18 protein-coding genes, 19 tRNA genes and 3 rRNA genes are annotated in these 25,533 nt (G+C 57.3%); 38 read left to right on the plus strand and 2 right to left on the minus strand.

The window, feature by feature from the left end; genetic code table 11:
• Positions 1 to 2 precede the first annotated feature (2 nt).
• The 6 genes from PM3016_RS07010 to PM3016_RS07035 all read left to right on the plus strand — a co-directional run bounded on the left by PM3016_RS07010 (position 3) and on the right by PM3016_RS07035 (position 5,830).
• The gene (locus PM3016_RS07010; RefSeq protein WP_014368915.1) at positions 3 to 686 is read left to right on the plus strand and encodes an ethanolamine ammonia-lyase subunit EutC; all 684 of its coding nucleotides are present in this window, start codon (positions 3 to 5) and stop codon (positions 684 to 686) included.
• 28 nt (positions 687 to 714) lie between these two features.
• Positions 715 to 2,067 carry an ethanolamine permease gene (gene eat / locus PM3016_RS07015; RefSeq protein ID WP_014368916.1) on the plus strand — a complete coding sequence of 451 codons (1,353 nt, stop codon included), beginning with the start codon at positions 715 to 717 and terminating at the stop codon, positions 2,065 to 2,067.
• A 309-nt stretch (positions 2,068 to 2,376) separates the two neighbouring features.
• Positions 2,377 to 2,574, plus strand: coding sequence for a hypothetical protein (locus tag PM3016_RS07020; RefSeq protein ID WP_236628745.1), 198 nt, complete (start codon positions 2,377 to 2,379; stop codon positions 2,572 to 2,574).
• A complete protein-coding gene (locus PM3016_RS07025) occupies positions 2,571 to 3,734 on the plus strand; it encodes a glycosyltransferase (protein ID WP_014368918.1) in 1,164 nt (387 codons plus the stop codon). The genes PM3016_RS07020 and PM3016_RS07025 overlap by 4 nt, the downstream gene beginning before the upstream one ends.
• 19 nt (positions 3,735 to 3,753) lie before the next feature.
• Positions 3,754 to 4,938, plus strand: coding sequence for a glycosyl transferase (locus PM3016_RS07030; RefSeq protein WP_014368919.1), 1,185 nt, complete (start codon positions 3,754 to 3,756; stop codon positions 4,936 to 4,938).
• Positions 4,844 to 5,830, plus strand: coding sequence for a glycoside hydrolase family 130 protein (locus PM3016_RS07035; RefSeq protein WP_238540464.1), 987 nt, complete (start codon positions 4,844 to 4,846; stop codon positions 5,828 to 5,830). Before PM3016_RS07030 ends, PM3016_RS07035 begins: the two co-directional genes overlap by 95 nt.
• A gap of 379 nt (positions 5,831 to 6,209) precedes the next feature.
• Here PM3016_RS07035 and PM3016_RS07040 read toward each other — a convergent pair whose 3' ends face one another.
• Positions 6,210 to 7,193, minus strand: a complete 984-nt coding sequence (locus tag PM3016_RS07040; protein WP_014368921.1) for a pectinesterase family protein — start codon at positions 7,191 to 7,193, stop codon at positions 6,210 to 6,212.
• A 411-nt stretch (positions 7,194 to 7,604) separates the two neighbouring features.
• On the opposite strand from PM3016_RS07040, the gene PM3016_RS07045 reads away from it, so the two are divergent.
• The 8 genes from PM3016_RS07045 to PM3016_RS07080 all read left to right on the plus strand — a co-directional run bounded on the left by PM3016_RS07045 (position 7,605) and on the right by PM3016_RS07080 (position 15,720).
• Positions 7,605 to 8,819, plus strand: coding sequence for a threonine synthase (locus tag PM3016_RS07045; protein WP_041617873.1), 1,215 nt, complete (start codon positions 7,605 to 7,607; stop codon positions 8,817 to 8,819).
• Complete coding sequence (locus PM3016_RS07050; protein WP_013917209.1) at positions 8,816 to 9,481, plus strand: amino acid ABC transporter permease; 666 nt, start codon at positions 8,816 to 8,818, stop codon at positions 9,479 to 9,481. Before PM3016_RS07045 ends, PM3016_RS07050 begins: the two co-directional genes overlap by 4 nt.
• The gene (locus tag PM3016_RS07055) at positions 9,462 to 10,124 is read left to right on the plus strand and encodes an amino acid ABC transporter permease (RefSeq protein ID WP_013917210.1); all 663 of its coding nucleotides are present in this window, start codon (positions 9,462 to 9,464) and stop codon (positions 10,122 to 10,124) included. The genes PM3016_RS07050 and PM3016_RS07055 overlap by 20 nt, the downstream gene beginning before the upstream one ends.
• 49 nt (positions 10,125 to 10,173) lie before the next feature.
• Positions 10,174 to 10,923 (plus strand): amino acid ABC transporter ATP-binding protein, encoded by a 750-nt coding sequence (locus PM3016_RS07060; protein WP_013917211.1) that lies wholly within the window; start codon positions 10,174 to 10,176, stop codon positions 10,921 to 10,923.
• 7 nt (positions 10,924 to 10,930) lie between these two features.
• Positions 10,931 to 11,830 carry a transporter substrate-binding domain-containing protein gene (locus PM3016_RS07065; protein WP_014368922.1) on the plus strand — a complete coding sequence of 300 codons (900 nt, stop codon included), beginning with the start codon at positions 10,931 to 10,933 and terminating at the stop codon, positions 11,828 to 11,830.
• 319 nt (positions 11,831 to 12,149) lie between these two features.
• Positions 12,150 to 13,301 (plus strand): aminoglycoside phosphotransferase family protein, encoded by a 1,152-nt coding sequence (locus tag PM3016_RS07070; RefSeq protein ID WP_014368923.1) that lies wholly within the window; start codon positions 12,150 to 12,152, stop codon positions 13,299 to 13,301.
• A gap of 107 nt (positions 13,302 to 13,408) precedes the next feature.
• Complete coding sequence (locus PM3016_RS07075) at positions 13,409 to 14,350, plus strand: methylenetetrahydrofolate reductase (protein ID WP_014368924.1); 942 nt, start codon at positions 13,409 to 13,411, stop codon at positions 14,348 to 14,350.
• Between the two features lie 224 nt (positions 14,351 to 14,574).
• On the plus strand, positions 14,575 to 15,720 hold the full coding sequence (locus PM3016_RS07080; RefSeq protein ID WP_014368925.1) for a metallophosphoesterase: 1,146 nt from the start codon (positions 14,575 to 14,577) through the stop codon (positions 15,718 to 15,720).
• Positions 15,721 to 15,771: 51 nt separating this feature from the next.
• Here the strand turns inward: PM3016_RS07080 and PM3016_RS07085 are convergent, their stop codons facing one another.
• Positions 15,772 to 16,191 (minus strand): LptM family lipoprotein, encoded by a 420-nt coding sequence (locus PM3016_RS07085; protein WP_014368926.1) that lies wholly within the window; start codon positions 16,189 to 16,191, stop codon positions 15,772 to 15,774.
• Between the two features lie 253 nt (positions 16,192 to 16,444).
• Here PM3016_RS07085 and PM3016_RS07090 point away from each other — a divergent pair, with 253 nt between their 5' ends.
• The 24 genes from PM3016_RS07090 (at position 16,445) to PM3016_RS07210 (ending at position 25,526) form a co-directional block, all read left to right on the plus strand.
• Positions 16,445 to 16,723, plus strand: a complete 279-nt coding sequence (locus tag PM3016_RS07090; protein ID WP_014368927.1) for a hypothetical protein — start codon at positions 16,445 to 16,447, stop codon at positions 16,721 to 16,723.
• 533 nt (positions 16,724 to 17,256) lie between these two features.
• Positions 17,257 to 18,793: ribosomal RNA gene (locus PM3016_RS07095) — 16S ribosomal RNA — on the plus strand.
• A 263-nt stretch (positions 18,794 to 19,056) separates the two neighbouring features.
• A 23S ribosomal RNA gene (locus PM3016_RS07100) occupies positions 19,057 to 21,986 on the plus strand.
• Positions 21,987 to 22,082: 96 nt separating this feature from the next.
• Positions 22,083 to 22,199 (plus strand): 5S ribosomal RNA (gene rrf, locus PM3016_RS07105).
• The 16S, 23S and 5S rRNA genes sit together here with 19 tRNA genes alongside, the layout of an rRNA operon.
• A gap of 43 nt (positions 22,200 to 22,242) precedes the next feature.
• Positions 22,243 to 22,319: transfer RNA gene (locus PM3016_RS07110), tRNA-Ile, on the plus strand.
• A gap of 19 nt (positions 22,320 to 22,338) precedes the next feature.
• Positions 22,339 to 22,414 (plus strand) — tRNA-Ala (locus tag PM3016_RS07115).
• Between the two features lie 17 nt (positions 22,415 to 22,431).
• Positions 22,432 to 22,503 (plus strand) — tRNA-Glu (locus PM3016_RS07120).
• A gap of 8 nt (positions 22,504 to 22,511) precedes the next feature.
• A tRNA-Val gene (locus PM3016_RS07125) sits at positions 22,512 to 22,587 on the plus strand.
• Positions 22,588 to 22,592: 5 nt separating this feature from the next.
• Positions 22,593 to 22,668 (plus strand) — tRNA-Thr (locus PM3016_RS07130).
• Positions 22,669 to 22,678: 10 nt separating this feature from the next.
• Positions 22,679 to 22,763 (plus strand) — tRNA-Tyr (locus PM3016_RS07135).
• 18 nt (positions 22,764 to 22,781) lie between these two features.
• A tRNA-Asn gene (locus PM3016_RS07140) sits at positions 22,782 to 22,857 on the plus strand.
• A gap of 4 nt (positions 22,858 to 22,861) precedes the next feature.
• Positions 22,862 to 22,937: transfer RNA gene (locus PM3016_RS07145), tRNA-Val, on the plus strand.
• A gap of 21 nt (positions 22,938 to 22,958) precedes the next feature.
• Positions 22,959 to 23,035, plus strand: a tRNA-Met gene (locus tag PM3016_RS07150).
• A gap of 12 nt (positions 23,036 to 23,047) precedes the next feature.
• Positions 23,048 to 23,124: transfer RNA gene (locus tag PM3016_RS07155), tRNA-Asp, on the plus strand.
• Positions 23,125 to 23,158: 34 nt separating this feature from the next.
• Positions 23,159 to 23,234: transfer RNA gene (locus PM3016_RS07160), tRNA-His, on the plus strand.
• Between the two features lie 13 nt (positions 23,235 to 23,247).
• Positions 23,248 to 23,322, plus strand: a tRNA-Gln gene (locus PM3016_RS07165).
• A gap of 8 nt (positions 23,323 to 23,330) precedes the next feature.
• Positions 23,331 to 23,403, plus strand: a tRNA-Lys gene (locus PM3016_RS07170).
• A 17-nt stretch (positions 23,404 to 23,420) separates the two neighbouring features.
• Positions 23,421 to 23,506, plus strand: a tRNA-Leu gene (locus PM3016_RS07175).
• Positions 23,507 to 23,519: 13 nt separating this feature from the next.
• Positions 23,520 to 23,606: transfer RNA gene (locus tag PM3016_RS07180), tRNA-Leu, on the plus strand.
• 5 nt (positions 23,607 to 23,611) lie between these two features.
• Positions 23,612 to 23,686, plus strand: a tRNA-Gly gene (locus tag PM3016_RS07185).
• Between the two features lie 14 nt (positions 23,687 to 23,700).
• Positions 23,701 to 23,771 (plus strand) — tRNA-Cys (locus tag PM3016_RS07190).
• Positions 23,772 to 23,781: 10 nt separating this feature from the next.
• Positions 23,782 to 23,855 (plus strand) — tRNA-Arg (locus PM3016_RS07195).
• A gap of 5 nt (positions 23,856 to 23,860) precedes the next feature.
• A tRNA-Pro gene (locus tag PM3016_RS07200) sits at positions 23,861 to 23,934 on the plus strand.
• A gap of 452 nt (positions 23,935 to 24,386) precedes the next feature.
• Positions 24,387 to 25,526 (plus strand): sensor histidine kinase, encoded by a 1,140-nt coding sequence (locus PM3016_RS07210; RefSeq protein WP_014368929.1) that lies wholly within the window; start codon positions 24,387 to 24,389, stop codon positions 25,524 to 25,526.
• Positions 25,527 to 25,533: the final 7 nt, after the last annotated feature.

Raw genomic sequence — 25,533 nt, forward strand, 5'->3', positions numbered from 1 at the left:
CGATGACAGAGGAAGAACAGCGGCGGGAGCTGCAAAAGAGAATCTTCACGGAGCTCCTGGCCCGCACACCGGCCCGGCTTGGAGGAGGGCGGACGGGGACGCGGCCGACCACGGAGGCCATGCTGAAGCTGCGGCTCGATCATGCGGAAGCCGTGGATGCGGTCTACGGTGAGGTTGGGGGAGCGACGAAGGAAACGTACCTGAAGCGCCCCGACTGGGGGAGGCAGCTGACCGCCGAAGCGGAGGCGGCGATACGGAAGAACTGTGTGCCGCAGCCCCAGGTGCAGGTTGTCGTCTCCGACGGGCTGAGTGCAAAGGCCGTGGAAGACAATCTCGGCGATGTGCTTCCCTCCCTGCTGGATTCGCTTGAAGCGTATGGGCTGCAGGCGGGTACTCCATTTTTCGTGCGGGGCGGGCGCGTGGGCTGCATGGATGAGATCGGGCGGATCCTGGAGCCCTTAACGCTGGTATTGCTCATCGGCGAACGGCCGGGGCTGGTCACCGCCTCGTCCCTGAGCGCCTATATGTGCTACCGGCCGCAGCCGGGGTGCAGGGACGCCGACCGGATGGTGATCTCGAACATTCACCGGGGCGGAACGCCGCCGGTCGAGGCGGGAGCGCATATCGGGAGCCTGCTGCGGAAGATGGTGGATCAGGGTGTGAGCGGAGTCGGTCTGATCGTTTGAATCCTACTAAGCGAAAAGAGGTGGTCGCATGGGCAGCGAGACGCTTCACAAAACGCTGCGGCCGGTTCATTTGTGGGCCATTGCCGTAGGGATGGTCATCTCCGGCCAGTATTTCGGATGGAACTACGGGTTCCCCCAGGGCGGCGTCATGGGCATGACGGCAGCCTCCCTGCTCGTTACAGTGTTCTTCGCCTGCTTCATCTTCAGCTATGCGGAGCTGTCCACTTCGATTCCGAAGGCGGGAGGGCCTTCCGCTTACGCGGCGAGAGCCATGGGCCCCTTCGCGGGCTTCATGACGGGGATTGCCTGCCTGCTCGAATTCGTCTTCGCCCCTCCGGCCATAGCGGTGTCCACGGGGGCGTATGTCCACTTTCTGATTCCGGCGGCGGATCCCGTATACGTGACGACGGGTGTATTCCTGTTCTTCATTCTGATCAATCTTATCGGGATGAAAGGGGCGGCGCTGATCGAGCTCATCGCCACGGTCATCGCACTGGCGGGGCTGGCCCTGTTCTATGCGGCCGGGCTGCCCCATGTCGATACGCGCAGCCTGTGGGGAGGCGGCGATGCGTTCATCGGCGGCATAGGCGGCATGCTGGCTGCGGTTCCCTATGCCATCTGGTTCTTCCTGGCCATCGAAGGGGGAGCCATGGCGGCTGAAGAGGTGCGGGACCCGAAGCGGGACATTCCGCGGGGCTTCATCTGGGGGATCGTGACGCTGGGCATTGCCACCGTGCTGACCTTGTTCGTCACCGCGGGACTGGGCGGAGGCAGCGGCACCCCGGCGGACTACCCGCTGCCGCAGGCGCTGAGCACCGTTTACGGGGAGGGCAGCTGGATCACCGTCGCCGTTGCGGTCATCGGCCTGTTCGGCCTGATCGCCAGTCTGCACGGGATCATCATCGGCTATTCCCGACAGACCTATGCGCTGGCGCGGGAAGGCTATCTGCCGGCGTTTTTGTCCAGGCTGAACGGCCGGGGCGTGCCGGTTTGGGGGCTGCTGCTGCCCGGCGCGATCGGTGTGGTGTGCGCCGGTTCGGCCGCTTTTGCCAATGCGCTGATTCTCCTCTCCGTCTTCGGGGCGGTGCTCATGTACTGCCTCAGCATGGTCTCGCTGTTCCTGCTGCGCCGCAGGGAGCCGGGACTCGAGCGCCCGTTTCGGGTCGCCTATCCCGTGGTTCCGGCGGTCGCCCTTGCCCTAGGCCTGCTTTTTCTCTACTGCGTCGTGCGCTACAGCCTGCTGACAACCGATCTTCCGCTCTTCGGCTGGAACGTTCCGCTGTGGCTGGTCGTGGCGGTGATTTACGGTGCGGGTATCGCGTATTACGGCATGCGGGGACGGCTGTCGGCCGCAGCAGCAGCACGCGGAGCGGAAGGATGAGCGGCGGAGAAAAAAGCTAAAATTCCCCAAAATAGGCGAAGCATCCCTGGATAATCGCCGTTCATAGCCTGTTATCGCCGATAATGGCCCTTGATCAGAATCAAGGGTCATTTTTATATTAATATTAGCAGTCAGTGCAGAGGAGTGCTAAACGGAGAGGGAGGTGCAGCCTCCACCCGGAAGGCCGGACAGGCTGTTCGTCCGGCGCGCAGCCTGCAGTGACTGAGTCGGCTGGAGCAGTGGATGTCGGAAGCGGCAGAAGGCAGGCGGCGGTGCCGCCATTTCGAATCTTGGAATGGAGGGATCTTCGTGATGAAAACCATGTCATGGACTTATGCGCTGACGCAAACGGGAGGCCGGGAATCCGGCGGCGGAAGTGCCGGGAGAAGAACGTACAAGCGGCGGCTGCGGCGGCTGCTTCACCGGGCGGCCGGAGGCTATTGGATGCCCTCGGCGTATTGGGCGGATACGTTGATTTTTCCTGCCAAAGGAGGGGAGCAGGCATGAGCCGGATCGCCTATCTCAGCACCTACATTCCCAAAAAATGCGGACTTGCCACCTACACGCATCATCTGAGGCAGAGCATCCGCGCCGCCAAGGGCTGGAAGGGCGTGGACCCGGTTCTCGCGGTCACCGATGCGGCTGATACGCTGCCCGCCGCCGACCCTGCGGTCTGGCTGCTGGCCAAGGGAGAGAAGGCCGCTTACCGGAAGGCGGCGGAGAAGCTGAACAACAGCGACGTCTCCGTCGTATCCCTGCAGCACGAGTTCGGGATCTTCGGCGGGGAGGCCGGCCGGCATGTGCTTGAGTTCGTGCGGCATCTGGACAAGCCGCTGGTGACGACCTTCCACACCGTCTTCGAGCACCCTCAGGAGCCTTACCGCTCCATCCAGCAGGAGCTCGCGGAGCGCAGCGACCGGATCGTCGTGATGAACCAGAGGGCCGTCGGATATCTGCAGAAGGCGTTCGGCGTGCCGGAGAGCCGGATTCGCTTCATTCCCCATGGTACGCCGGTTCCGCTGCAGGGGGCCCGGGAGACATTCCGCCGGGAAGCCGGCTGGACGGACCGGAAGGTGCTCATGACCTTCGGTCTGCTGGGCCGGGGCAAGGGGCTTGAGATGGTGCTGCGCGCTCTGCCGGCGGTCGTCCGGGAGGTGCCGGAGACGCTGTATGCGATAGTGGGACAGACGCATCCCGAGGTCCGGAGGCACGAGGGCGAAGCGTACCGCGAGGAGCTGCAGGAGCTGGTTCATTCGCTTGGACTCGGCGGGCACGTCGTCATGATCGACCGCTATCTGGACGAGCCGGAGCTTGTCCGGCACCTCATGGCCTGCGATCTGTATCTCACCCCTTACCCGGGGATGGAGCAGATTACCAGCGGTACATTGGCGTACGCGGTAGGACTCGGGCGGCCGGTGCTCAGCACCCCGTACAGCTACGCCCGCGACCTGCTGCAGCCGCACGGCGAGCTCCTGATCCCTTACGGCGACGAAGCGCAGTGGAGCTCCCGGATCGTCAAGCTGCTGACGGAGCCCGGCTCCCTGCAGCAGTGGGAGCAGACGATCGAGGAGATCGGAGCGGGCATGCGCTGGCCGCAGGTCGGCCGGGAGCACCTGGAGCTGTTCCGCGAAGCGGCCGAAGAGCTGCCCGTGCGGCAGGCGACGTAAGCCGGGGAGGGACCGCTGCATGCAGGAACCATGGGTTTCTCTCACACATCTCGAACGGATGACGGATGACACCGGGCTGCTGGAGCATGCGCTCGGCCGGATCCCCCGCCGGCGCGAAGGGTACACGACAGACGATAACGCCCGGGCGCTGTGGGCCTGTGTGGAATGGCTGGGAGCCGCGCCAGACCCGGAGCACGCTTCGGTTCTGCGCCGGCTCACCGACCGGTACCTGTCGTTCCTGCTTTGGGCACAGCGGGGGGACGGGCTGTTTCATAACAACTTCAGCTACGACCGTCGCCCTGAGCCGGAGGTGCCCTCCGACGATTGTCTGGGGCGGACGGTATGGGCGCTGGCGCTGGCCTGGACCCGCCTGCCCGAAGCGGAACTGCGGCTGCCGGCAGGGGAGATGCTGAGGCAGGCGGCGGAGCACCTGCCTCGGATGAGCGCTCCGCGGGGCTGGGCCTACGCGCTGTCGGCCTGCTGCCTGCTGGAGCGCAGCCCCGCCTGGAGAGAGCAGGCGCCGGCCTCCGGTCCGCTGTCCGCCGAAGGGCTCGGATCGCTCGTCCGCGATCTGGAGGGGCGGCTGCTCGGCGCCTTCCGGAAGGCGTCGGATGCGCGGTGGCTCTGGTTCGAGCCGCAGCTGACCTACGGCAACGGCATCCTGCCGTGGGCCCTGTTCCGTTCTTACGGCGTCACGGGGAACGCCGAGGCCGTGGATACCGCCCGCCGGACACTGGACTTTCTGACGAATCGGATGACCTCGCCGCAGGGCTGGATCCGGCCGGTGGGCAACCGGGGCTGGTGCGACCGCCGTTCGCAGGCGCTCTGGGATCAGCAGCCGCTCGAGGTGCTGAAGCTTGCCCTCGCCTCGCTGGAAGCCTGCCGTCTGCTGCAGGAGCCCGCCTATCGGGAGACCGCGCAGCGCTGCCGGCAGTGGTTCCACGGGGAGAACGACGGCCGTGTGCCGCTGGCCGATCCGCTAGATGGCAGCTGCTGTGACGGCTTGACGCCAGCGGGGCCGAATGCCAACCGGGGCGCGGAGTCGACGCTGGCCTACCTGCTGACCGAAGCGCTCCTGGCCTCAAGTGGAAGAGAGGAGGTGAGTGCGGATGGAACGAACCTCGCTGCCATTTCCGATCGGGCCCTTCTCGAAGTTCCCCCGCAACCCGATTCTCCTGCCCCAGGGCTCCTCATGGGAAGCTAAGGACGTGTTCAACCCGGCTGCGATCGTGAAAGACGGCCTGGTGTATCTCTTGTACCGGGCGGAGGATCATACGGGGGAGGGCGTGTGGAACGGCACCTCCCGGATCGGTCTGGCCTGGAGCCGGGACGGCCTGACGTTCGAACGGCATCCGGAGCCGGTTCTCTCTCCGACGGAGCCTTACGAGCTGCCGGGGGGCTGCGAGGATCCGAGGATCAGCTTCGTGGACGGAACCTATTATCTGACCTATACGGCTTTCGACGGAATAACCGCACGGCTGTGTCTGGCCACCTCCACGGACCTTTTTCATTGGGATAAACACGGGCTGCTCTTTCCCCAGTTTGACGACGGAGAGACCTACCAGTGGACCAAATCCGGAGCCATCGTGCCGGCGAAAGTGAACGGCCGGTATGTGATGTACTTCGGCGATACCGACATCTGGATCGCCTTCTCGGACGACGGCATCCGCTGGGAGTCCGAGCCGGAGCCCGTGCTCCGGCGAAGCGCCGACCCTGCCGCCTTCGACAGCCATCTGATCGAGCCGGGCCCCGCCCCGGTCCTTACGGAAGAAGGCATCGTGCTGCTCTACAACGGAGCCCGGCTGATTACGGCGGAGGGAGGTGACAGTGGCAAGCCCTACTACAGCATGGGCCAGGCCATGTTCGCCCTCGACGATCCCCGCCGACTGCTCCGGCGGACGACGCATTCGGTATTCGATCCGAGCACGTCGGACGAAGTGCGGGGGCAGATCGACTTCGTCGTCTTCGGCGAAGGACTGGTGCATCACCGTGGCGTATGGCTGCTGTATTACGGCATGGCCGATTCCCGCGTGGGGGTCGCCGCCTTCTCGGAGAGGGGGGCGGAGCCGTTCGAAGCGTTGGAGGGCCTGCGGTAGAGCGGAGGCGGAGACCGTCTCGAATCTTCAGAGGGATTGCATCACCAAAAAGCCCTTGTCGCTTCACTGAAGCGTCAAGGGCTTTTTGCATTGCGCGCGCTGAATACCCGTCGGCCTTCGGAGATTTCATCCCAGGCAGCCTGGGCAAACCGGCCTCGGCTCACCAGATTCGGCACACCAGCTTCGAATCTCCCGCCTCAGCACTCCCGCCCTTCGAACCTTCTCAGAGCCTTTGTGGCGCGCATTCATTGGAATCGGCTTTTGTCACCCGCACGGTACTATCTGCGATACCCTGCATGTCTGCGCGGTCGGCACGACCCTGTGGTGCCCGCAAGTCCGCGCAGACTGCACGATCCGCCGGTCCCTAGTCCCGAATCCCTTACTTCGTAGGATCCCAGCCGTCCGATCCGGCCAGCACAGTCTTCGCGGTGATCGCATTTGCTTGCCCGGCGGTCAGCGTCTTGGCCCAGCTCACCCGCGCCGTAGGGTTGGCTCCGGCTCCCGTGCTCCCGTATTCATAATAGCGGGTAGTCGCTTCATTGGCCGTATTGCCCCAGTTGTTCCAGCCTTCGGGACGGATGTGGGAGTCCATCGCCGTGTTGATGTAGGTTACTGCGGAGTAAGGTCTCCAAGGCCTGCCGAGATACACGGTTTGATTGCCCGCCCCGTTTTTGGTCAGTCTCGAGTTCAAAAAGACATACCCGTATTTTTTCGACTGGTCCGTCGAAGCCGCCGTAACGAAGCCCGTACCGAGGCTGCGGATCTCGCAGTTCTCGAATACCGCTGTGGCCGAGCCGAAAATAAAATCGACCGTGCCTTCAATCTGGCTGTTATAGTAGTACTGCCGTCCCGTTCCCGTCGCATACAGGGTATCCTGATAGCCGGTGGCTCTGATGTTCTTGAAGACCGCCCGGTCGCCGGATACATAGAGAGCTACCGCCTGTCCCGCAGTAGGCCCTGCCGTATTGCGGAACGTGATGTCCCTGGCCTGGAAGTTGTTCGCCCGCACCATGGTGCTTGCGCTGTTCGTAGTGCTGCCCGCCGTGGAGGAGGTGTCGTTGTAGGTCAGGATGGTCCCGAGCGTGCTTTCCCCGAGCAGGGTAATGTTGGGCTTGGTCGAGGGGATGTTGATCTTTTCATTGTAGGTGCCGTTCTTGATGAAGATGGTACGGGTGGTCGTGCTGCTGTCGGGAATCGAATTGATGGCGGCTTGGACCGTCTTATAGGCGCCGGTTCCATTCTTGTCGACGACGATGGCGTCCGCAGGCTGCGTGGCAGCCTCGGCAGGAGATGGACTCCCGGGCAAAAAGGCAAAGAGGGCGGCAGCGAGTAAAGGGAAGCGGAGTTTTTTCCATGGATTCATCAAATTCACAACCTTTGCATGAGAATGTTTGGATGGCCTTTAGGCGCATAAGCCTAAGAGCAGGGTAGAGCGGGGCTTGCACCTCCTTTCATGAAAACGGTATCAAAAACAGATGTGCTTTGTCTTGCTCTGAATTGTTCTTTTTTCTCCATTATTACATTTATTTGTCATTCGGGTATGGCAAGCGCCTTACATAGGGATGGGCAGCCCCAGCCATATGCCCACATTAAAATCCGAGTTGACAGCTATGTTTATATGGAATAAGATGGGTACAGATTTTTCTTTCATCCCCAAAGAGTTGACCGTACGAACGGAGGCTCCCGTTTCTTTTTGCATCTGCAGCCCAGGCTGCACACAGCGGAAGAGATGGGGGCTATTTATTTGGTTTACAAAGAATGGAAGGTGTTCTTCATGTCCCGTTACAGTTACTTCTCTCATCTGCAGTGTCCCCAATGCGGACTGATCTTCTCGGGCTCGGAAGTGCGGCAGCTGTGCGGATGCGGTTCTCCGCTGCTCGCCCGCTACGATTTGGAGGCGCTGAGGCAGGTTCTGCCCCGGCCCGAACTGGAGGGAAGAGAGACCAGTCTTTGGCGCTACCATGAACTGCTTCCGGTAGAGCGTCCGGAGAACGTGGTCACGCTTGGGGAAGGAATGACCCCGCTACTCCCCCTGCCCAGGCTCGGGGCGGCGTATGACCTCCCCCATCTTTATATGAAAGACGAGGGGATCATCCCTACCGGCTCATTCAAGGCCAGGGGGGCGACCGTCGGCCTGTCGAAGGCGAAGGAGCTGGGGGTCCGGCAGTTCGCCATGCCGACGAACGGCAATGCCGGGGCGGCCTGGTCCCTGTACGCGGCCCGCGCGGGCATCCGGGCGTCGGTCGTCATGCCGGTCGATGCGCCGATGATTACGCGGGGCGAATGCGCCGCTTCCGGAGCCGACCTCTACCTCGTCAACGGGCTGATCAGCGACGCCGGACGGCTCGTGGCCGGTAAGATCGCCTCCGGCGGCATCTATGATGCCTCTACCCTTAAGGAGCCCTACCGCATCGAAGGCAAAAAGACGATGGGCATCGAGATCGCCGAGCAGTTCGGCTGGACTCTGCCGGACGTCATTCTCTATCCGACCGGAGGCGGCGTCGGTCTCATCGGCATCTACAAAGCGCTCAGCGAGCTGCTGGAGCTCGGCTGGATCGAAGGGCCGCTGCCCCGGCTGGTGGCCGTTCAGGCGGCAGGCTGCGCGCCCATCGTGAAGGCCTGGCAGGAAGGAGCCTCCCGCTCGGAGTTCTGGCCGAACTCCGGTACGGCCGCCTTCGGCATTAATGTGCCGAAGGCGCTCGGCGACTTCCTCGTGCTGGAGGCCGTTTACGCCACCGGCGGCTGCGCTGTCGCAGTGGAAGACGAAGCCCTGCTGAGCGAGCAGCGTCTGGCGGCATCGCTGGAAGGCGCATTCGTCTGCCCTGAAGGCGCAGCTGCCTTCGCAGCGGCCCGGAAACTGCGCGAGAGCGGATGGATTCGGGACGGGGAGCGGGTGGTCGTCCTGAATACGGGCATGGGCATCAAGTATCCGGAGACGATACCAGTGAATGCCCCCGTACTTCAGCCGGAGGATGCGCTCCCGTCATGACGATCGATACCGCTTATATGCTGGAGAAGCTCCCTGCCTTCTGGAAGGGCGCGGCAGTGACCTTTCAAGTGGCCGGCGCGGCGATTCTTCTGTCCACGGCAGCAGGGCTGCTGAACGCCGCCATCCTCTTTTTCCGCATACCGGTGCTTCGGCAGGCGGTGAGAGTGTATGTGGAGGCGGCCCGGAATACGCCGCTGCTCATCCAGCTGTTCTTTCTCTACTTTGCGCTGCCTTCCGTAGGCATCCGGCTGTCGGGTTACGTAACGGCCGTTGCGGCCATGACGTTTCTCGGCGGAGGCTATTTGACCGAAGTCATCCGCTCCGGTGTGGAGGCCGTGTCCAAGGGACAGATGGAATCGGGTCTTGCTCTCGGACTGTCCCGCCGGCAGCTGCTGCGCCATGTGGTGCTGCCGCAGGCCATGCGGATCACCATCCCGGCGCTCTTCAGCAATTATATTTTTCTTCTGAAAGAAACGACGGTGGCGTCCGCTGTCGCCGTTCCCGAGATTTTGTATACGACTACGAACTTTATCGCTCTCGAATACCGTACCTACGAAATGCTTCTAATGATGACCGTGCTGTATCTGTTGATTTTCCTGCCGCTGTCCTTCCTGCTGGACTGGGTGGAGAGGAGGCTGCGCCATGGGCAGTTCGGACATTGATCTGCTGCTGCAGTCCCTCCCGCAGCTTGGCAGGGGAGCTCTGTACACCGCGGGGATTGCCCTCTCGAGCATCGCGTTCAGCGCGGCGGGAGGGCTGGTGTACGGTGCTCTGAGGACCTCCCGGCTGCCGCTGCTCCGCTTTGCGCTGCGCACTTATTTGGAGCTGTTCCGTGCCGTGCCGATCCTCGTCTGGCTCTTCTTTTTCTTCTTCGGGCTGCCGATTTTCTTCGGATTGAACATCCCGAGCTTCCAGTGTGCGGTGCTTGTTCTGTCCTTGTGGGGCATTACCGAAATGGGCGAGGTGGTCCGCGGGGCCCTCCAGTCTCTGCCGAAGGGACAGCGCGAGGCAGGCCGGGCCATTGGCCTCAGCGAGCGTCAGCTTCTGATGTATGTTCTGCTGCCGGCCGCGGTCCGGCGGATGCTTCCTCCCGGCATCAATGTCTGTACAAGGCTCATCAAGACGACGTCGCTTACGGTTCTCATCGGGGTAACGGAGGCGATCAAAGCCGGTCAGCAGATCATTGAACGTACGGGGGAATCTCTCCTAATCTACAGCGCTTTGTTCCTGTTTTATTTTGTGCTGTGCTATCCGCTGTCCGCTTTGTCGCGCCGGCTGGAGCTGCGATGGAACCCGCAGGGTTGATTCCAAAGACGGCTGAGGTCTTATGCCATAGGAAGGGAGGAGGTCCGGTATGGAACCGATCATAGAGCTGCAGGGGCTCCGCAAGTCCTTCGACGGGCAGGAAGTGCTGCGCGGGGTGGACCTGGACGTGCACCAAGGGGAGGTGATCGTGATCCTGGGGCCGAGCGGCTGCGGCAAAAGCACTCTGCTCCGCTGCCTGAACGGGCTGGAGCCCGCCGATTCCGGCACGTTTCGCTTTCGGGGCAGTGAATTGGCCCGGGGCGCTCCCTGGCGGGAGGTCCGCCAGAAGATCGGCATGGTGTTTCAGCGGTACGAGCTTTTCCCTCACTTGAATGTGATGGATAACATTCTGCTCGGCCCGCTCAAGGTGCAGCGCCGCACCCGGGAGGAAGCAGAGGCTCAGGCGGAGCGGCTGCTGGAGCGCGTAGGCCTCTCGGCGAAAAGGCACGCCTTCCCCCGGCAGCTGTCCGGCGGGCAGCAGCAGCGTATCGCCATCGTCCGGGCTCTGTGCATGAACCCGGAGGTGATGCTCTTTGATGAAGTCACGGCCGCGCTGGATCCCGAGATGGTCAAGGAAGTGCTGGAGGTGATGCTTGGCTTGGCCCGGCAGGGGATGACGATGGCGATCGTCACACACGAGATGGGGTTTGCACGGGCCGTGGCCGACAGGGTCGTTTTTATGGATGAGGGGGTCATCGCCGAGGCGGGGGATCCGGCGGCATTTTTCGCGAAGCCGCAGACGGAGCGGGCCCGGCGGTTTTTGGATCAATTTTTGACGGTAGAATCATGGAGAGGATGATTGCGTAATGAAAAAAGGAACCCGGTGGCTGTCAGCGGGACTCGTCATCATCATGGGACTGCTCGCGGGGTGCGGCGGTCAGGGGGGCGGGAGTGCGCCGGCTTCGGCTCCGAGCACGGCGGCCCCTGCCTCTTCCAAGACGGAAGGGAGCAGCTACATACAGAAGATCAGGGACCGCGGCAAGCTGGTGGTCGGCGTATTTACCGATAAGCCGCCGTTTGGCACGGTCGATGAGAAGGGCAGCCCTACGGGCTTTGAGAACGAACTTGCCCGGCGCTTTGCCAAGGATCTGCTCGGCGACGAGTCGAAGATTGAGTTCGTCACCGTGGAACCGGCCTCGCGTATCCCGTATCTGCAGAGTGACAAGGTGGACCTGATCGTGGCCAACATGACGGTGACCGAGGAGCGGAAGAAGGCTGTGGACTTCACCAACCCGAACCTGAAGGTCGCCACACAGGTGCTCGTCAAGCAGGATGCGGGCATCCGGAGTCTCGCCGACCTCAAGGGTAAGAAGGTGATTGTCACGAAGGGGACTACAGCCGATATCTTTCTGACGAAGAACCGTCCCGATGTCGAGCTCGTGAAGTTCGACAAGAATACGGAGTCGCTGCAGGCGCTCAAGGACGGGCGCGGTGTGGCCTATGCCCAGGATAATATTATTCTGTTCTCCTGGGCCCGCAAGAATCCCGGCTTTACGGTCCTTCCGGAGAAGCTGGAGAAGGAGGCGCCGCTGGCACCCGCAGTCAAGAAAGGCAATACGGAGCTTCGAGATTGGGTGAATCAGGAGCTTGAGAAGCTGGGCCGGGAGAAATACCTGCTCGAGCTTTATAACAAGTATGTCAAAGATGAGCTCGGACCCGAAACGAATCCGAACGATATCATCGTGGAAGGCGGAAAGTGGGAGTAAGGAATGCTCTGTCCCTGCCTGTACTCACACGAGGCTGGTTGAGCCGCGACGAACTGAATTTCAGCAGAGCTCTCTCCGGGACGAAATTTGGTGCATTTAAGCAGACGGTCTTTACGAAGATCGTCTGTTTGCCGTTTAGCCATCCACATGCAGACGCTTCGTTTTTTTACAAATTATTTATAAATTCAATAATCAATTTGTATTTTTTTACCGATTTTTGCACCTTTCGGGCGGGATGAGTCGTCTGACATGATAGGTGTTGGATAGGACAGACAACTGTGTAGTGTAGGGTGCAAAAATGGGTACAGGAGCGTGGAGCATGAGTGGAACGACGATGGCAGACAAAGTGTTCGGACTCGACGAGTCCTTGTTGGAGCGCACCGTAAGCAGACTGACCGGAGAGTGCGGCGGAACGATCGGTTCCTGGACCTGCCATCCCATGGGCTCGCTGGACGGGAACTTTGTGACGGACGGCGTGTTCCGGGTGGAGGGATGGTCGGAGACTTCGGCGGGGCCGATTCCCTGGTCCGTCGTTGTCAAAATGATCCGCCCCGACCGGGCCCGTGACGATTCGGCACATTATAACTACTGGCGCAGGGAAGCGTTGGTCTACGGCTCGGGTCTTCTGGAATCGCTGCCGGGCGGGTTGAGTACACCCCTGTGCTATGGGACGGAGGAGAAGGACGACGGCTCGGTCTGGCTGTGGCTGGAGGATATTGCGGACGACGGTGCGCCGTGGGGAGAGGCAGAATTCGCTTTTGCCGCGCGCCAGCTCGGCCGCTTCCAAGGGGCGTACCTGACCGGTGAGCCGCTTCCGGACCATACGTGGCTGAACCGGGCTTGGCTGAAGTCCTGGGTTCGGCAGAGCCGTCTTCACCAGCCGGCCGTTTCGCCGGAAGCTGCGGATTCGGCTGTGAAGCTGTACGGACTCGGACAGCTCCTTAAGACCTATCAAGACTTCTCGCAGACCATCGACCGGTGGGTAGATGCGCTCGGGCGGCTTCCCCGTACTTTTGCACACCAGGATTATTATAAAAATAACCTCATCCTGCTCCGCAGCCCATCGGATCAGTCGCCTCTCGGACTGACGGCGCTCGATTGGCAGTTTGCCAGCTTGTCAGGCATAGGGGAGGATCTGGGCCGCTTTTTTGGCCTCACAATGACCAAGGGTCAGATTCCGGTTTCCGACTTTGGCCGGTATGGCGAGCTCTTTTTCGAATGGTATCTGGACGGCCTCCGTGATGCCGGTTGGAGAGGCGACGAACGGCTTCCCCGCATGGGGTTTCTGGCATCCTGCGCCATCCGCTCCGTGTGGGAGGTGCCCAAGCTGATCCATAAGGCATCGGCAGAGGATCACCGCGTGAGTGATGGGCTTCAGCAGCCGAAGGAGTCTGTCGAGAGGCTGATCCGGATCACGCAACAGCAGATGGAGATGGCCCGGCAGCTTTCAGGGCTGAGCGGGCTTATGTAAGCGGCTGAACTCTTTGTATCTTCTCTATTGACTTATTATCCCCCCCTGTTTAGTATGAAAAATACCATGAACAGCGGCACGAGCCGCCCGGAAGCGGAGGTCAGCAGATGCTCAAAGAGAAGATACAAGGAAGAAAGCCGGGGATCATCACCTACGGCATAACGCCCCCGAAACAAAATCATCCGCCCGAGAAGATCGCGGAGATTGCGAAGAAACAGATTGACCGCATAGCCGATATCGGGATTGACGGCTTGATCATATATGACATTCAGGATGAAGCGGACCGGATCGATCAGGAACGGCCGTTTCCTTATTTGAGCACCGTAGACCCCACTACATACAGCAAGGAGTATCTAGGGCCCTTAACCGTCCCCCATATCATTTATCGAAGCGTAGGCAAATATTCGGAGAGCGAGCTTTCCGGATGGATCTCCTCCGATCCGGGACAAGACCGGTTCTCTGTCTATGTCGGCGCTTCCTCCAGCAAGCAGGAGGTCAGACTTAGTCTGCCGCAGGCCTATGAATTGAGCCGCCATTTGAATGATACCCTCCATTTCGGCGGAGTAGTCATTCCTGAGAGGCACCTGACGAGGAAGGACGAGCATCTCCGGATGATCAGCAAGATGAACAGCGGCTGCCAATTCTTCGTCTCCCAAGCGACCTATGATGTGGAAGCTTCCAAGAATGTGCTGTCCGAATACTACTATACGTGCCAGGAACAGGGGCTGGAGATGGTTCCGATTCTGTTCAACCTGACCCCCTGCGGGTCTCTGAAGACGCTTGAATTCATGAAGTGGCTCGGGATCAGCGTACCGAAGTGGCTTGAGAACGATCTTATGCATTCCAACGACATTTTGGACAAGTCCGTCCGGCTGACTCTGAAGATCATGGAGGAGCTCATGGACTTCGGCCTGGAAAAAGGAATTCCGATCGGATGCAGCGTCGAAAGCGTATCGACCCGGAAGGTGGAGATTGACGCCTCCGTCCAGCTCCTGAAGGACGTAAAACAGAGCATGGAGAGCCGTCTGCTGCAGCCTCAGAGCCTGTAAGACCCTCGTCTGTGCCACAGAAACACCTGTAAATGTGGTTTTCCATATTTTCAGGTGTTTTTGCAGTTATTTTCAAGAGGAGCGGCTTCCCGCTCCATTCGTTCTTTCTTCCTTGAGCGGTACCCCTTAACTACATTTTCAAGTTATTTGACGGAGCGGAATTCCGTACGCTATAGTAAATCTCGAGCAATGGTTGTAAGATTCAACTATTTTGGAGGCCTGTGATGAGAGCAAGAATGATTCCCATGCTGGCGCTGTTTATTCTGATCTTTGCGGCGCTCAACTATTATATAGGCTACCACTTGTGGATGTACCTTTCTTATATGCTCGATCTTGGCAATCCCGCTGTCTATTGGGTCCTCTTTTGGATCGTTGCCTTCTCCTATCTGATTGGCAGAACCGGCGCCCGTTTCGTAGGAAGATCCGTGGGTCGAATTCTGAGACAGATTGGCTCGATCTGGTTCGGTGTCATCGAATACTCGGTGCTGCTGCTCCCCCTGGCTGATTTGGCCTCGGTGATTCTGAGAGCTGGAGGTATGCCGACAGCGGATGTGTTGGAGCTGCTCGGCACGATTGTTTTCATACTTCTGATTGCGCTTCTGATCTGGGGCTCCTACAATGCGTGGAATCCGATTGTCCGGCGATACGATATCCATATTCCGAAGAGCGGCGCCGGGAGGCAGAGCCTGCACGTGGCAGTCGCCTCGGATATTCACCTCGGGACGATCGTCGGAAACCGGCACCTCGGCCGCCTTCAGAAAGTCATGGAGGAGCTGAATCCGGAACTCATCCTGCTTCCGGGCGATATCATTGATGATGATATCGAGCCTTTTGTCAGGGAGAACATGTCCGGAGGGCTTGCGAAGCTGAAAGCGCCGCTGGGCGTTTACGCCGTGCTCGGCAACCATGATTATTACGGAGGGCATGTCCCCCAGCTCGTTAAGGAGCTTGCTGCGATCAATATTCGTGTCCTGCAGGACGAGCATGTACTAATAGAAGAAGGCGTTTATTTGGTCGGACGTAAGGACCGCACGGCGGAATCGATGGAACCGGGCGGACGGAAAGCCGTTGACGCTTTAACTTCTGCTCTTGATAAAAGCAAGCCGGTTATCCTGATGGATCACCAGCCTTATCAGCTGGATAAAGCGGCCGCGGCAGGCGTCGATCTCATGCTCTCGGGCCATACGCACAGGGGACAGATGGCTCCGAATCATCTGATCACGCGGCGTATTTTTGAACTGGATTGGGGATACCTGCTCAAAGACCGGATGCATGCCATCGTCTCATCCGGCTTCGGCACGTGGGGGCCTCCGATCCGGCTCGGCAGCCGCTCGGAGGTCATCGATATCCGGATCACCTTCGGAGCCTGATTGCTATAATGACATATTGATAGGTTAGAAGAGGCGGCCACCGGCCGCTTTTTACTTTTTCTCCTCCTTTTTGTCGGCCTTCACAGGGGACTGGGAAGAGGAAGACGAGCCCGTTGAAGCTGGTTGTGCAGGCTTGGCTTTAGCGCTCTTTTTTTCTTTCTTCTCCTTTTCTCTTACCAAGTCTCTTGGATGAGAGAGGTACAGGATGTTACGGGAGTCCTGGGTGATCTCAAGTGTGCTGGCCGTCCGTGAAGGATCCATGACGATATACAGGTCGGCAAATGCAATATCGTACTCGCCGTGGTCTTTCAAAGTCAGTTCATAGTCATCATCTGGGATTTCGTATTTCGCCGACATGACGGGATAGGTGCCCGGTTTAAGCTCAAGCGATCCGGGGTTGCCTTTGGATCCGCAGGCGGTTAGGGAAACGGCAGCAAGAATCAGGAGCAGCGTGGATACAGAGGTTTTCAATTGGGATTCTCCTTAGATGGAAGGGTGCCTGAAATGCAAAAAAGCACACTGGTCACAAAGTGTGAACAGCGTGCTTCGCTGGAAGAGAACCGATCCATATTGAATTTGTAGTATAACTATAGCAGGTCAAAGACATACTGTCTACAAAATTATGGGAATTGTACTGTCGCTTCTTCTGTGCTCTTCCGTAATTCACCAGCAGGTGTGTTATAATGCGCAGTATAGACATTTTGAACCAGAGGGGTGCAGACCATTGCAAATCCGTGTAATAGAAGCCGCCATGACACACAGCAAGGAGGATGGCTATAGAGGGTATGTGCAGTTCCATTACGGGGAACATAAGCAGCCGTATGAGCTCGCTCTTTTCAGCAAGCGGGGTATTGATTGGGATTACAGCCTCATATTTGCCAAAGAGTCCGGACCGGAAGAAGAGATCCTTATCATAGAAGATAAGCTTGAGAAAGATGATGATTTTTTCGATGAATTGGTTGATGCCGCTTATGAGAAGCTGGAAGAAGAGCCGTCGGAATAGCCTTCTTAAGGGGATGGAGTCTTTTACGGCTTCATCCCTTTCCTGTCCGTCGGTTTTTACGGTGTCAATTCAGCGGGACTCTCCACACCGTGTACTTCCAGCATTCGTCAGGTGCTATGTCTTGCATTCGGAAGAAACCCGTGATATATTACTTTCCCGGGACACACATAAGCACCCGGGTTACATGAGATCAAGATGATTTGTAGTCAAAATTAATTCTTGATTTATTGTAAACAATATGGTAGATTACATCTCGCGGCAAAAAGCCGCCGATGAAATCTTCTAGTGCTGGTCTTTCGGGTCATCCTTAGATTGGGTAACATTAGTAGGTTGCATAATGAGATGAAATATGCTACATTGATTCTCGCCGCTGAAAAACATGGCGGACGAAGTCGAGATTGCCCTTTGAAAACTGAACAACGAGTGAGTGTTAAATATAGAGACTCAGCGATGAGTTTCTGCCAAGCTAGTTGCAATTGTGATGCCGATTTCGGCGGCGCAATTGTCAACCGTAATGAGTCATCAGCTTTTCTTTAATGGAGAGTTTGATCCTGGCTCAGGACGAACGCTGGCGGCGTGCCTAATACATGCAAGTCGAGCGGAGCACTTCGGTGCTTAGCGGCGGACGGGTGAGTAACACGTAGGCAACCTGCCTGTAAGATCGGGATAACTACCGGAAACGGTAGCTAAGACCGGATAGCTGGTTTCGGTGCATGCCGGAATCATGAAACACGGGGCAACCTGTGGCTTACGGATGGGCCTGCGGCGCATTAGCTAGTTGGCGGGGTAACGGCCCACCAAGGCGACGATGCGTAGCCGACCTGAGAGGGTGATCGGCCACACTGGGACTGAGACACGGCCCAGACTCCTACGGGAGGCAGCAGTAGGGAATCTTCCGCAATGGGCGCAAGCCTGACGGAGCAACGCCGCGTGAGTGATGAAGGTTTTCGGATCGTAAAGCTCTGTTGCCAGGGAAGAATGTCGTGGAGAGTAACTGCTCTGCGAATGACGGTACCTGAGAAGAAAGCCCCGGCTAACTACGTGCCAGCAGCCGCGGTAATACGTAGGGGGCAAGCGTTGTCCGGAATTATTGGGCGTAAAGCGCGCGCAGGCGGTCTTTTAAGTCTGGTGTTTAAGCCCGGGGCTCAACCCCGGTTCGCACCGGAAACTGGAAGACTTGAGTGCAGGAGAGGAAAGCGGAATTCCACGTGTAGCGGTGAAATGCGTAGAGATGTGGAGGAACACCAGTGGCGAAGGCGGCTTTCTGGACTGTAACTGACGCTGAGGCGCGAAAGCGTGGGGAGCAAACAGGATTAGATACCCTGGTAGTCCACGCCGTAAACGATGAGTGCTAGGTGTTAGGGGTTTCGATACCCTTGGTGCCGAAGTAAACACAATAAGCACTCCGCCTGGGGAGTACGCTCGCAAGAGTGAAACTCAAAGGAATTGACGGGGACCCGCACAAGCAGTGGAGTATGTGGTTTAATTCGAAGCAACGCGAAGAACCTTACCAGGTCTTGACATCCCTCTGAAAGCCCTAGAGATAGGGTCCTCCTTCGGGACAGAGGTGACAGGTGGTGCATGGTTGTCGTCAGCTCGTGTCGTGAGATGTTGGGTTAAGTCCCGCAACGAGCGCAACCCTTGACTTTAGTTGCCAGCATTGAGTTGGGCACTCTAGAGTGACTGCCGGTGACAAACCGGAGGAAGGTGGGGATGACGTCAAATCATCATGCCCCTTATGACCTGGGCTACACACGTACTACAATGGCCGGTACAACGGGAAGCGAAGTCGCGAGATGGAGCGAATCCTTAGAAGCCGGTCTCAGTTCGGATTGCAGGCTGCAACTCGCCTGCATGAAGTCGGAATTGCTAGTAATCGCGGATCAGCATGCCGCGGTGAATACGTTCCCGGGTCTTGTACACACCGCCCGTCACACCACGAGAGTTTACAACACCCGAAGCCGGTGGGGTAACCCGTAAGGGAGCCAGCCGTCGAAGGTGGGGTAGATGATTGGGGTGAAGTCGTAACAAGGTAGCCGTATCGGAAGGTGCGGCTGGATCACCTCCTTTCTATGGAGTCCATGTCACCTGCAGGGTGGCGGACAAATCTTATAGCAGCCCTTGAGCTGCGGACACTCACTCGTGTTCAGTTTTGAAAGGTGCAATGGCCTTTCAATGAAGAAGTTTGTTCCTTTGAAAAACTGGGATATACGAAACAAACTAGCTGAAGTATCTAATGGTTTTTTTATTAGCTGCCTAGCGAGATGTTTTATTTTGGTAGTGACCTTTGAGCGAAGCTCAACGGAACGCAAAATAAAATCATCGAGCGATTAGGTTAAGCTATTAAGAGCACACGGAGGATGCCTAGGCACCAGGAGCCGAAGAAGGACGTGGCGAACAACGATAATGCCTCGGGGAGCCGTAAGCAGGCTTTGATCCGGGGATGTCCGAATGGGGAAACCCACATGTGGTAATTCGCATGTACCATGCAGTGAATACATAGCTGCATTGGAGGCATACGAGGGGAACTGAAACATCTAAGTACCCTCAGGAAAAGAAAACAATAGTGATTCCGTCAGTAGCGGCGAGCGAAAGCGGAACAGCCCAAACCAAGGAGCTTGCTCCTTGGGGTTGTAGGACGTCAATGTGGGTTAAGCAGAGTAGGCGAACAGGTCTGGAAAGGCCGGCCAGAGTGGGTAAAAGCCCCGTAACTGAAATTCTGCGAACACCCTAGACGGATCCTGAGTACCGCGAGACACGTGAAACCTCGTGGGAAACCGGCAGGACCATCTGCCAAGGCTAAATACTCCCTGGTGACCGATAGTGAAGCAGTACCGTGAGGGAAAGGTGAAAAGAACCGCGGGAGCGGAGTGAAAAAGAACCTGAAACCGTGTGCTTACAAGAAGTCAGAGCCCGTTAATGGGTGATGGCGTGCCTTTTGTAGAATGAACCGGCGAGTTACGTTCCCGTGCGAGGTTAAGGTGAGAAGCCGCAGCCGCAGCGAAAGCGAGTCTGAATAGGGCGACATAGTACGTGGACGTAGACCCGAAACCGTGTGATCTACCCCTGTCCAGGGTGAAGGTGCGGTAACACGCACTGGAGGCCCGAACCCACGAATGTTGAAAAATTCGGGGATGAGGTGGGGGTAGCGGAGAAATTCCAATCGAACTCGGAGATAGCTGGTTCTCCCCGAAATAGCTTTAGGGCTAGCCTCGGGTTAGCGTTGCGGAGGTAAAGCACTGATTGGGTGCGGGGCCCGCCAAGGGTTACCAAGTCCAGTCAAACTCTGAATGCCGCAAACGTGATGCCCGGGAGTCAGACAGTGAGTGCTAAGATCCATTGTCAAGAGGGAAACAGCCCAGATCATCAGCTAAGGTCCCCAAGTGTGTGTTAAGTGGGAAAGGATGTGGAGTTGCACAGACAACCAGGATGTTGGCTTAGAAGCAGCCACCATTGAAAGAGTGCGTAATAGCTCACTGGTCGAGTGACTCTGCGCCGAAAATGTAACGGGGCTAAACACACCACCGAAGCTATGAGTCCAAGGTGCAAACTTGTTTGCACCCGGGCAGTAGGGGAGCGTTGTATGCGGGTTGAAGGTTGATCGTGAGGACAGCTGGACTGCATACAAGTGAGAATGCCGGTATGAGTAACGAAAAGATCAGTGAGAATCTGATCCGCCGAAAGCCTAAGGGTTCCTGAGGAAGGCTCGTCCGCTCAGGGTAAGTCGGGACCTAAGGCGAGGCCGAAAGGCGTAGTCGAAGGACAACAGGTTGAAATTCCTGTACCACCGTGAACCGTTATGAGCAATGGGGTGACGCAGAAGGATAGTGACGCGAGCTGATGGATGCTCGTCCAAGCAGTAAGGCTGATGTGTAGGCAAATCCGCACATCGTAAGGCTAAGCTGTGATGGGGAGGGAAATTTAAGTACCGAAGGTCATGAGTTCAGGCTGCCAAGAAAAGCCTCTAGCCAGGGAGAAGGTGCCCGTACCGCAAACCGACACAGGTAGGCGAGCAGAGCATGCTAAGGCGCGCGGAAGAACTCTCGTTAAGGAACTCGGCAAAATGACCCCGTAACTTCGGGAGAAGGGGTGCCTCGGTAGGGTGAATAGCCCGAGGGGGCCGCAGTGAAAAGGCCCAAGCGACTGTTTAGCAAAAACACAGGTCTGTGCGAAGCCGCAAGGCGAAGTATACGGGCTGACGCCTGCCCGGTGCTGGAAGGTTAAGGGGAGCGGTTAGGAGCAATCCGAAGCTGTGAACCGAAGCCCCAGTAAACGGCGGCCGTAACTATAACGGTCCTAAGGTAGCGAAATTCCTTGTCAGGTAAATTCTGACCCGCACGAATGGCGTAACGACTTGGGCGCTGTCTCGACGAGAGATCCGGTGAAATTTTAATACCTGTGAAGATGCAGGTTACCCGCGACAAGACGGAAAGACCCCATGGAGCTTTACTGCAGCTTGATATTGGACTTTGGTACGATCTGTACAGGATAGGTGGGAGCCTGAGAAGCCTGAGCGCCAGCTTGGGTGGAGGCGCCGTTGGGATACCACCCTGATCGTATCGGAGTTCTAACCTGGTACCGTGATCCGGTACGGGGACAGTGTCAGGTGGGCAGTTTGACTGGGGCGGTCGCCTCCTAAAGCGTAACGGAGGCGCCCCAAGGTTCCCTCAGAATGGTTGGAAATCATTCGAAGAGTGCAAAGGCATAAGGGAGCTTGACTGCGAGACAAACAGGTCGAGCAGGGACGAAAGTCGGGCTTAGTGATCCGGTGGTACCGAATGGAAGGGCCATCGCTCAACGGATAAAAGCTACCCTGGGGATAACAGGCTTATCTCCCCCAAGAGTCCACATCGACGGGGAGGTTTGGCACCTCGATGTCGGCTCATCGCATCCTGGGGCTGAAGTAGGTCCCAAGGGTTGGGCTGTTCGCCCATTAAAGCGGTACGCGAGCTGGGTTCAGAACGTCGTGAGACAGTTCGGTCCCTATCTGTCGCGGGCGCAGGAAATTTGAGAGGAGCTGTCCTTAGTACGAGAGGACCGGGATGGACGTACCGCTGGTGTACCAGTTGTTCCGCCAGGAGCACGGCTGGATAGCCAAGTACGGACGGGATAAGCGCTGAAAGCATCTAAGCGTGAAGCCCCCCTCAAGATGAGATTTCCCAGTATGTAAGACCCCTTGTAGACGACGAGGTTGATAGGTTCGGGGTGGAAGCGCGGCAACGCGTGGAGCTGACGAATACTAATCGGTCGAGGGCTTATCCACAAGCTTCTGCAAGGAAGCGGTGGCAGTAATATAGATGTTAGGTTTTCAGCTAGCAGTTTCGTTTCCAGTTTTCAAGGTACAAGCCTTGAACAACCGTTTGGTGATGATGGCGGAAGGGAACCACGCGTACCCATCCCGAACACGAACGTTAAGCCTTCCAGCGTCGATGGTACTTGGACCGCAGGGTCCTGGGAGAGTAGAACGTCGCCAAGCGGTCCCGTTTAAGTGGGGAAAAGGTATCAATGAGACTTCATAAGGGCCCTTAGCTCAGCTGGTTAGAGCGCACCCCTGATAAGGGTGAGGTCGGTGGTTCGAGTCCACTAGGGCCCACCATATAACTTTATAATCGCATGGGGCCATAGCTCAGCTGGGAGAGCGCCTGCCTTGCAAGCAGGAGGTCAGCGGTTCGATCCCGCTTGGCTCCACCATGATCTTTATCTAGTATGGCCCGTTGGTCAAGGGGTTAAGACACCTCCCTTTCACGGAGGTAACAGGGGTTCGAATCCCCTACGGGTCAGTTCCCATGGAGGCTTAGCTCAGCTGGGAGAGCATCTGCCTTACAAGCAGAGGGTCGGCGGTTCGATCCCGTCAGCCTCCACCACTTATGCCGCTGTAGCTCAATTGGTAGAGCAACTGACTTGTAATCAGTAGGTTGGGGGTTCAAGTCCTCTCGGCGGCACCATAGTTTTTTCGGAGGCTTAGTGAAGTGGCTAAACACGGCAGACTGTAAATCTGCTCTCATCGAGTTCGGTGGTTCGAATCCATCAGCCTCCACCACTTTCTTTTCTGTAGTATTCCCTGATAGCTCAGTTGGTAGAGCACTCGACTGTTAATCGAGTTGTCACAGGTTCGAGTCCTGTTCGGGGAGCCATTATGGAGGCTTAGCTCAGCTGGGAGAGCATCTGCCTTACAAGCAGAGGGTCGGCGGTTCGATCCCGTCAGCCTCCACCATAAATAGTTCTTTATCACTGACGCGGGGTGGAGCAGCCCGGTAGCTCGTCGGGCTCATAACCCGAAGGCCGCAGGTTCAAATCCTGCCCCCGCAACCAATTTCTTTGTGTGGAGCCGTGGTGTAGAGGCCTAACATGCCTGCCTGTCACGCAGGAGACCGCGGGTTCGAATCCCGTCGGCTCCGCCATTCTTCTTTTACATCGGTTCGGTTTTAATTTTTGGCGGTCGTGGCGAAGTGGTTAACGCACCGGTTTGTGGATCCGGCATTCGAGGGTTCAATTCCCTTCGACCGCCCCATTTTTTAACCTATTGGGGATTAGCCAAGCGGTAAGGCAACGGACTTTGACTCCGTCATGCCTAGGTTCGAATCCTAGATCCCCAGCCATTTGGTATGAGCCATTAGCTCAGTCGGTAGAGCACCTGACTTTTAATCAGGGTGTCGTAGGTTCGAGTCCTACATGGCTCACTTTTTTAACTTTATATGCGGTTGTGGTGGAATGGCAGACACGCTATCTTGAGGGGGTAGTGGGCGTAAGCTCGTGGAGGTTCGAGTCCTCTCAACCGCACCATCTAATTTTATATGCGGTCGTGGCGGAATTGGCAGACGCGCTAGATTCAGGTTCTAGTGGTGTAACAGCCGTGGAGGTTCGAGTCCTCTCGACCGCACCATCTTTGCGGAAGTGGCTCAGCGGTAGAGCATCGCCTTGCCAAGGCGAGGGTCGCGGGTTCGATTCCCGTCTTCCGCTCCATTTTTACTTAATAAGGCGCCATAGCCAAGTGGTAAGGCAGAGCTCTGCAAAAGCTTTATCCCCAGTTCGAATCTGGGTGGTGCCTTAGCCTTTATGTTCCCTTAGCTCAGCTGGATAGAGCGTTTGACTACGAATCAAAAGGTCGGGAGTTCGAATCTCTCAGGGAACGCTTGACGGGATGTAGCTCAGCTTGGTAGAGCACCTGGTTTGGGACCAGGGGGTCGCATGTTCAAATCGTGTCATCCCGATAATGAAGTACAAGAAAGAGTCCATGCGAATGGGCTCTTTTTGTTTTACACTCCCTCTTGGCCCAAAGGGATGGGTGAACCAATGGCCGGCGCCTATGCTTATGAATGACAACAAAGAAATGGCTCGGGATAAGCCGCGGTGTGTACCATGAAGGACAGCGGCGCAGTATGGCCGCTGAATACGGGTGGTCCAGCATCGCCATGCGGCTTTACGCGCTCTGGGAGATGTGCGCGTTGGTGAAATGGCAGCATGCGAATGGGGGGAAGGGCTGGGAGGAGTCAAACCTGCTGCGGCATGTCCATGAATTTTTTTTCCAGTATCCGACGATTTTGGAGTATTTTCGAATACAGGCTTTGTTCGGCAAATAGAATATGATATTTTAATAGTAATAGGATAATAGGTGATGAGACAGCAGCGTCTGTCAGTATAATTGACGCAGGGTGGAGGCAGTATGGCGGAATTTGACAAGGAACTGCAAGTGATCAAAAGCAGCAGGGATGAGATCATTACACGCTGGTATTCGCTGTTGACTGAAGCATTCCCCGATTTTTACGGTTCAGAGGAGCTGCGGAGACAGGCGGAATATTATTTCGACTTTACGGTCGATCTTCACATTCCTGTCGAAACGCATGAGTTGAACGAGAGAGTGCCTCTATGGTCGCGTAACCTGGTTGACCGGGGGCTGCCGCTGCATCACATCTTCCGAAGCACTGCCTATTGGAGGGCGGCCGTGTTCGATGTGCTGGAGAGCAAGGTGGAGCCGGAAATTCCTAATCCTATTCCGTTCCTGGCTGTTATCATCAGGCGGATTGAGTATATTCAAGAAATGGTGTGCTCCCATTACATAGAACGGACCAGTTCCAGGCTAAAGGACAAGGAACGCGCACTGACCCAGCTCCATGACGACAGGCTCAGCCTGATCGGGAAGATGGCGGCAAGCATGGCGCATGAGATCCGTAACCCGCTCACCTCCATCAAAGGCTTCTTGAAGCTCATTCGGGAAAGCTTGTCCGCCCAGGAAAGCTCAGATAAAACAATTCGATATTTAAGTGTAGTGGAAAACGAATTTGAGAACATTAATATGCAGATCACCGGGTTCCTCAGCTTTTCCAAGAAGCGCGTCATTGAGGAGCCGGTCATCCGGCTTACGGCCAAGCAGCTGCTGGATTCGGTCATTTCCCTGCTTAACCCGAGATTCCTAAGCGAAAACGTCAACCTCGTCATCGACCTGGAGGACGATGCCGATCTGTACATACAAAAGGTAGCGGTTCAGCAGGTTCTCTCGAATGTCATTAACAATGGTCTAGATGCCATGGAAGAAGTCAAGTATGAGAAGGAGATGCATATCTGCGGCTACAGCAGACCCGGCTGCTATATTCTTGAAATCGCCAATAACGGGCCGGAGGTAAATCCCCGCATCCTGGACGAGCTCTTCGAACCCTTCGTGACGGATAAGGAGGAGGGCACCGGACTCGGCCTTGCCGTATGCAAAACCATCATGCAGAAGAACGGCGGGGAAATCGGCTGTGTCACCGGACCGAAGCGGACTACCTTCCTTCTCACTTTCCGTACGCACAGTGTGGAAGGCTGAGTCTTGC

The sequence above is a fragment of the Paenibacillus mucilaginosus 3016 genome (assembly GCF_000250655.1).
In the GTDB taxonomy this organism is placed as follows: domain Bacteria; phylum Bacillota; class Bacilli; order Paenibacillales; family NBRC-103111; genus Paenibacillus_G; species Paenibacillus_G mucilaginosus.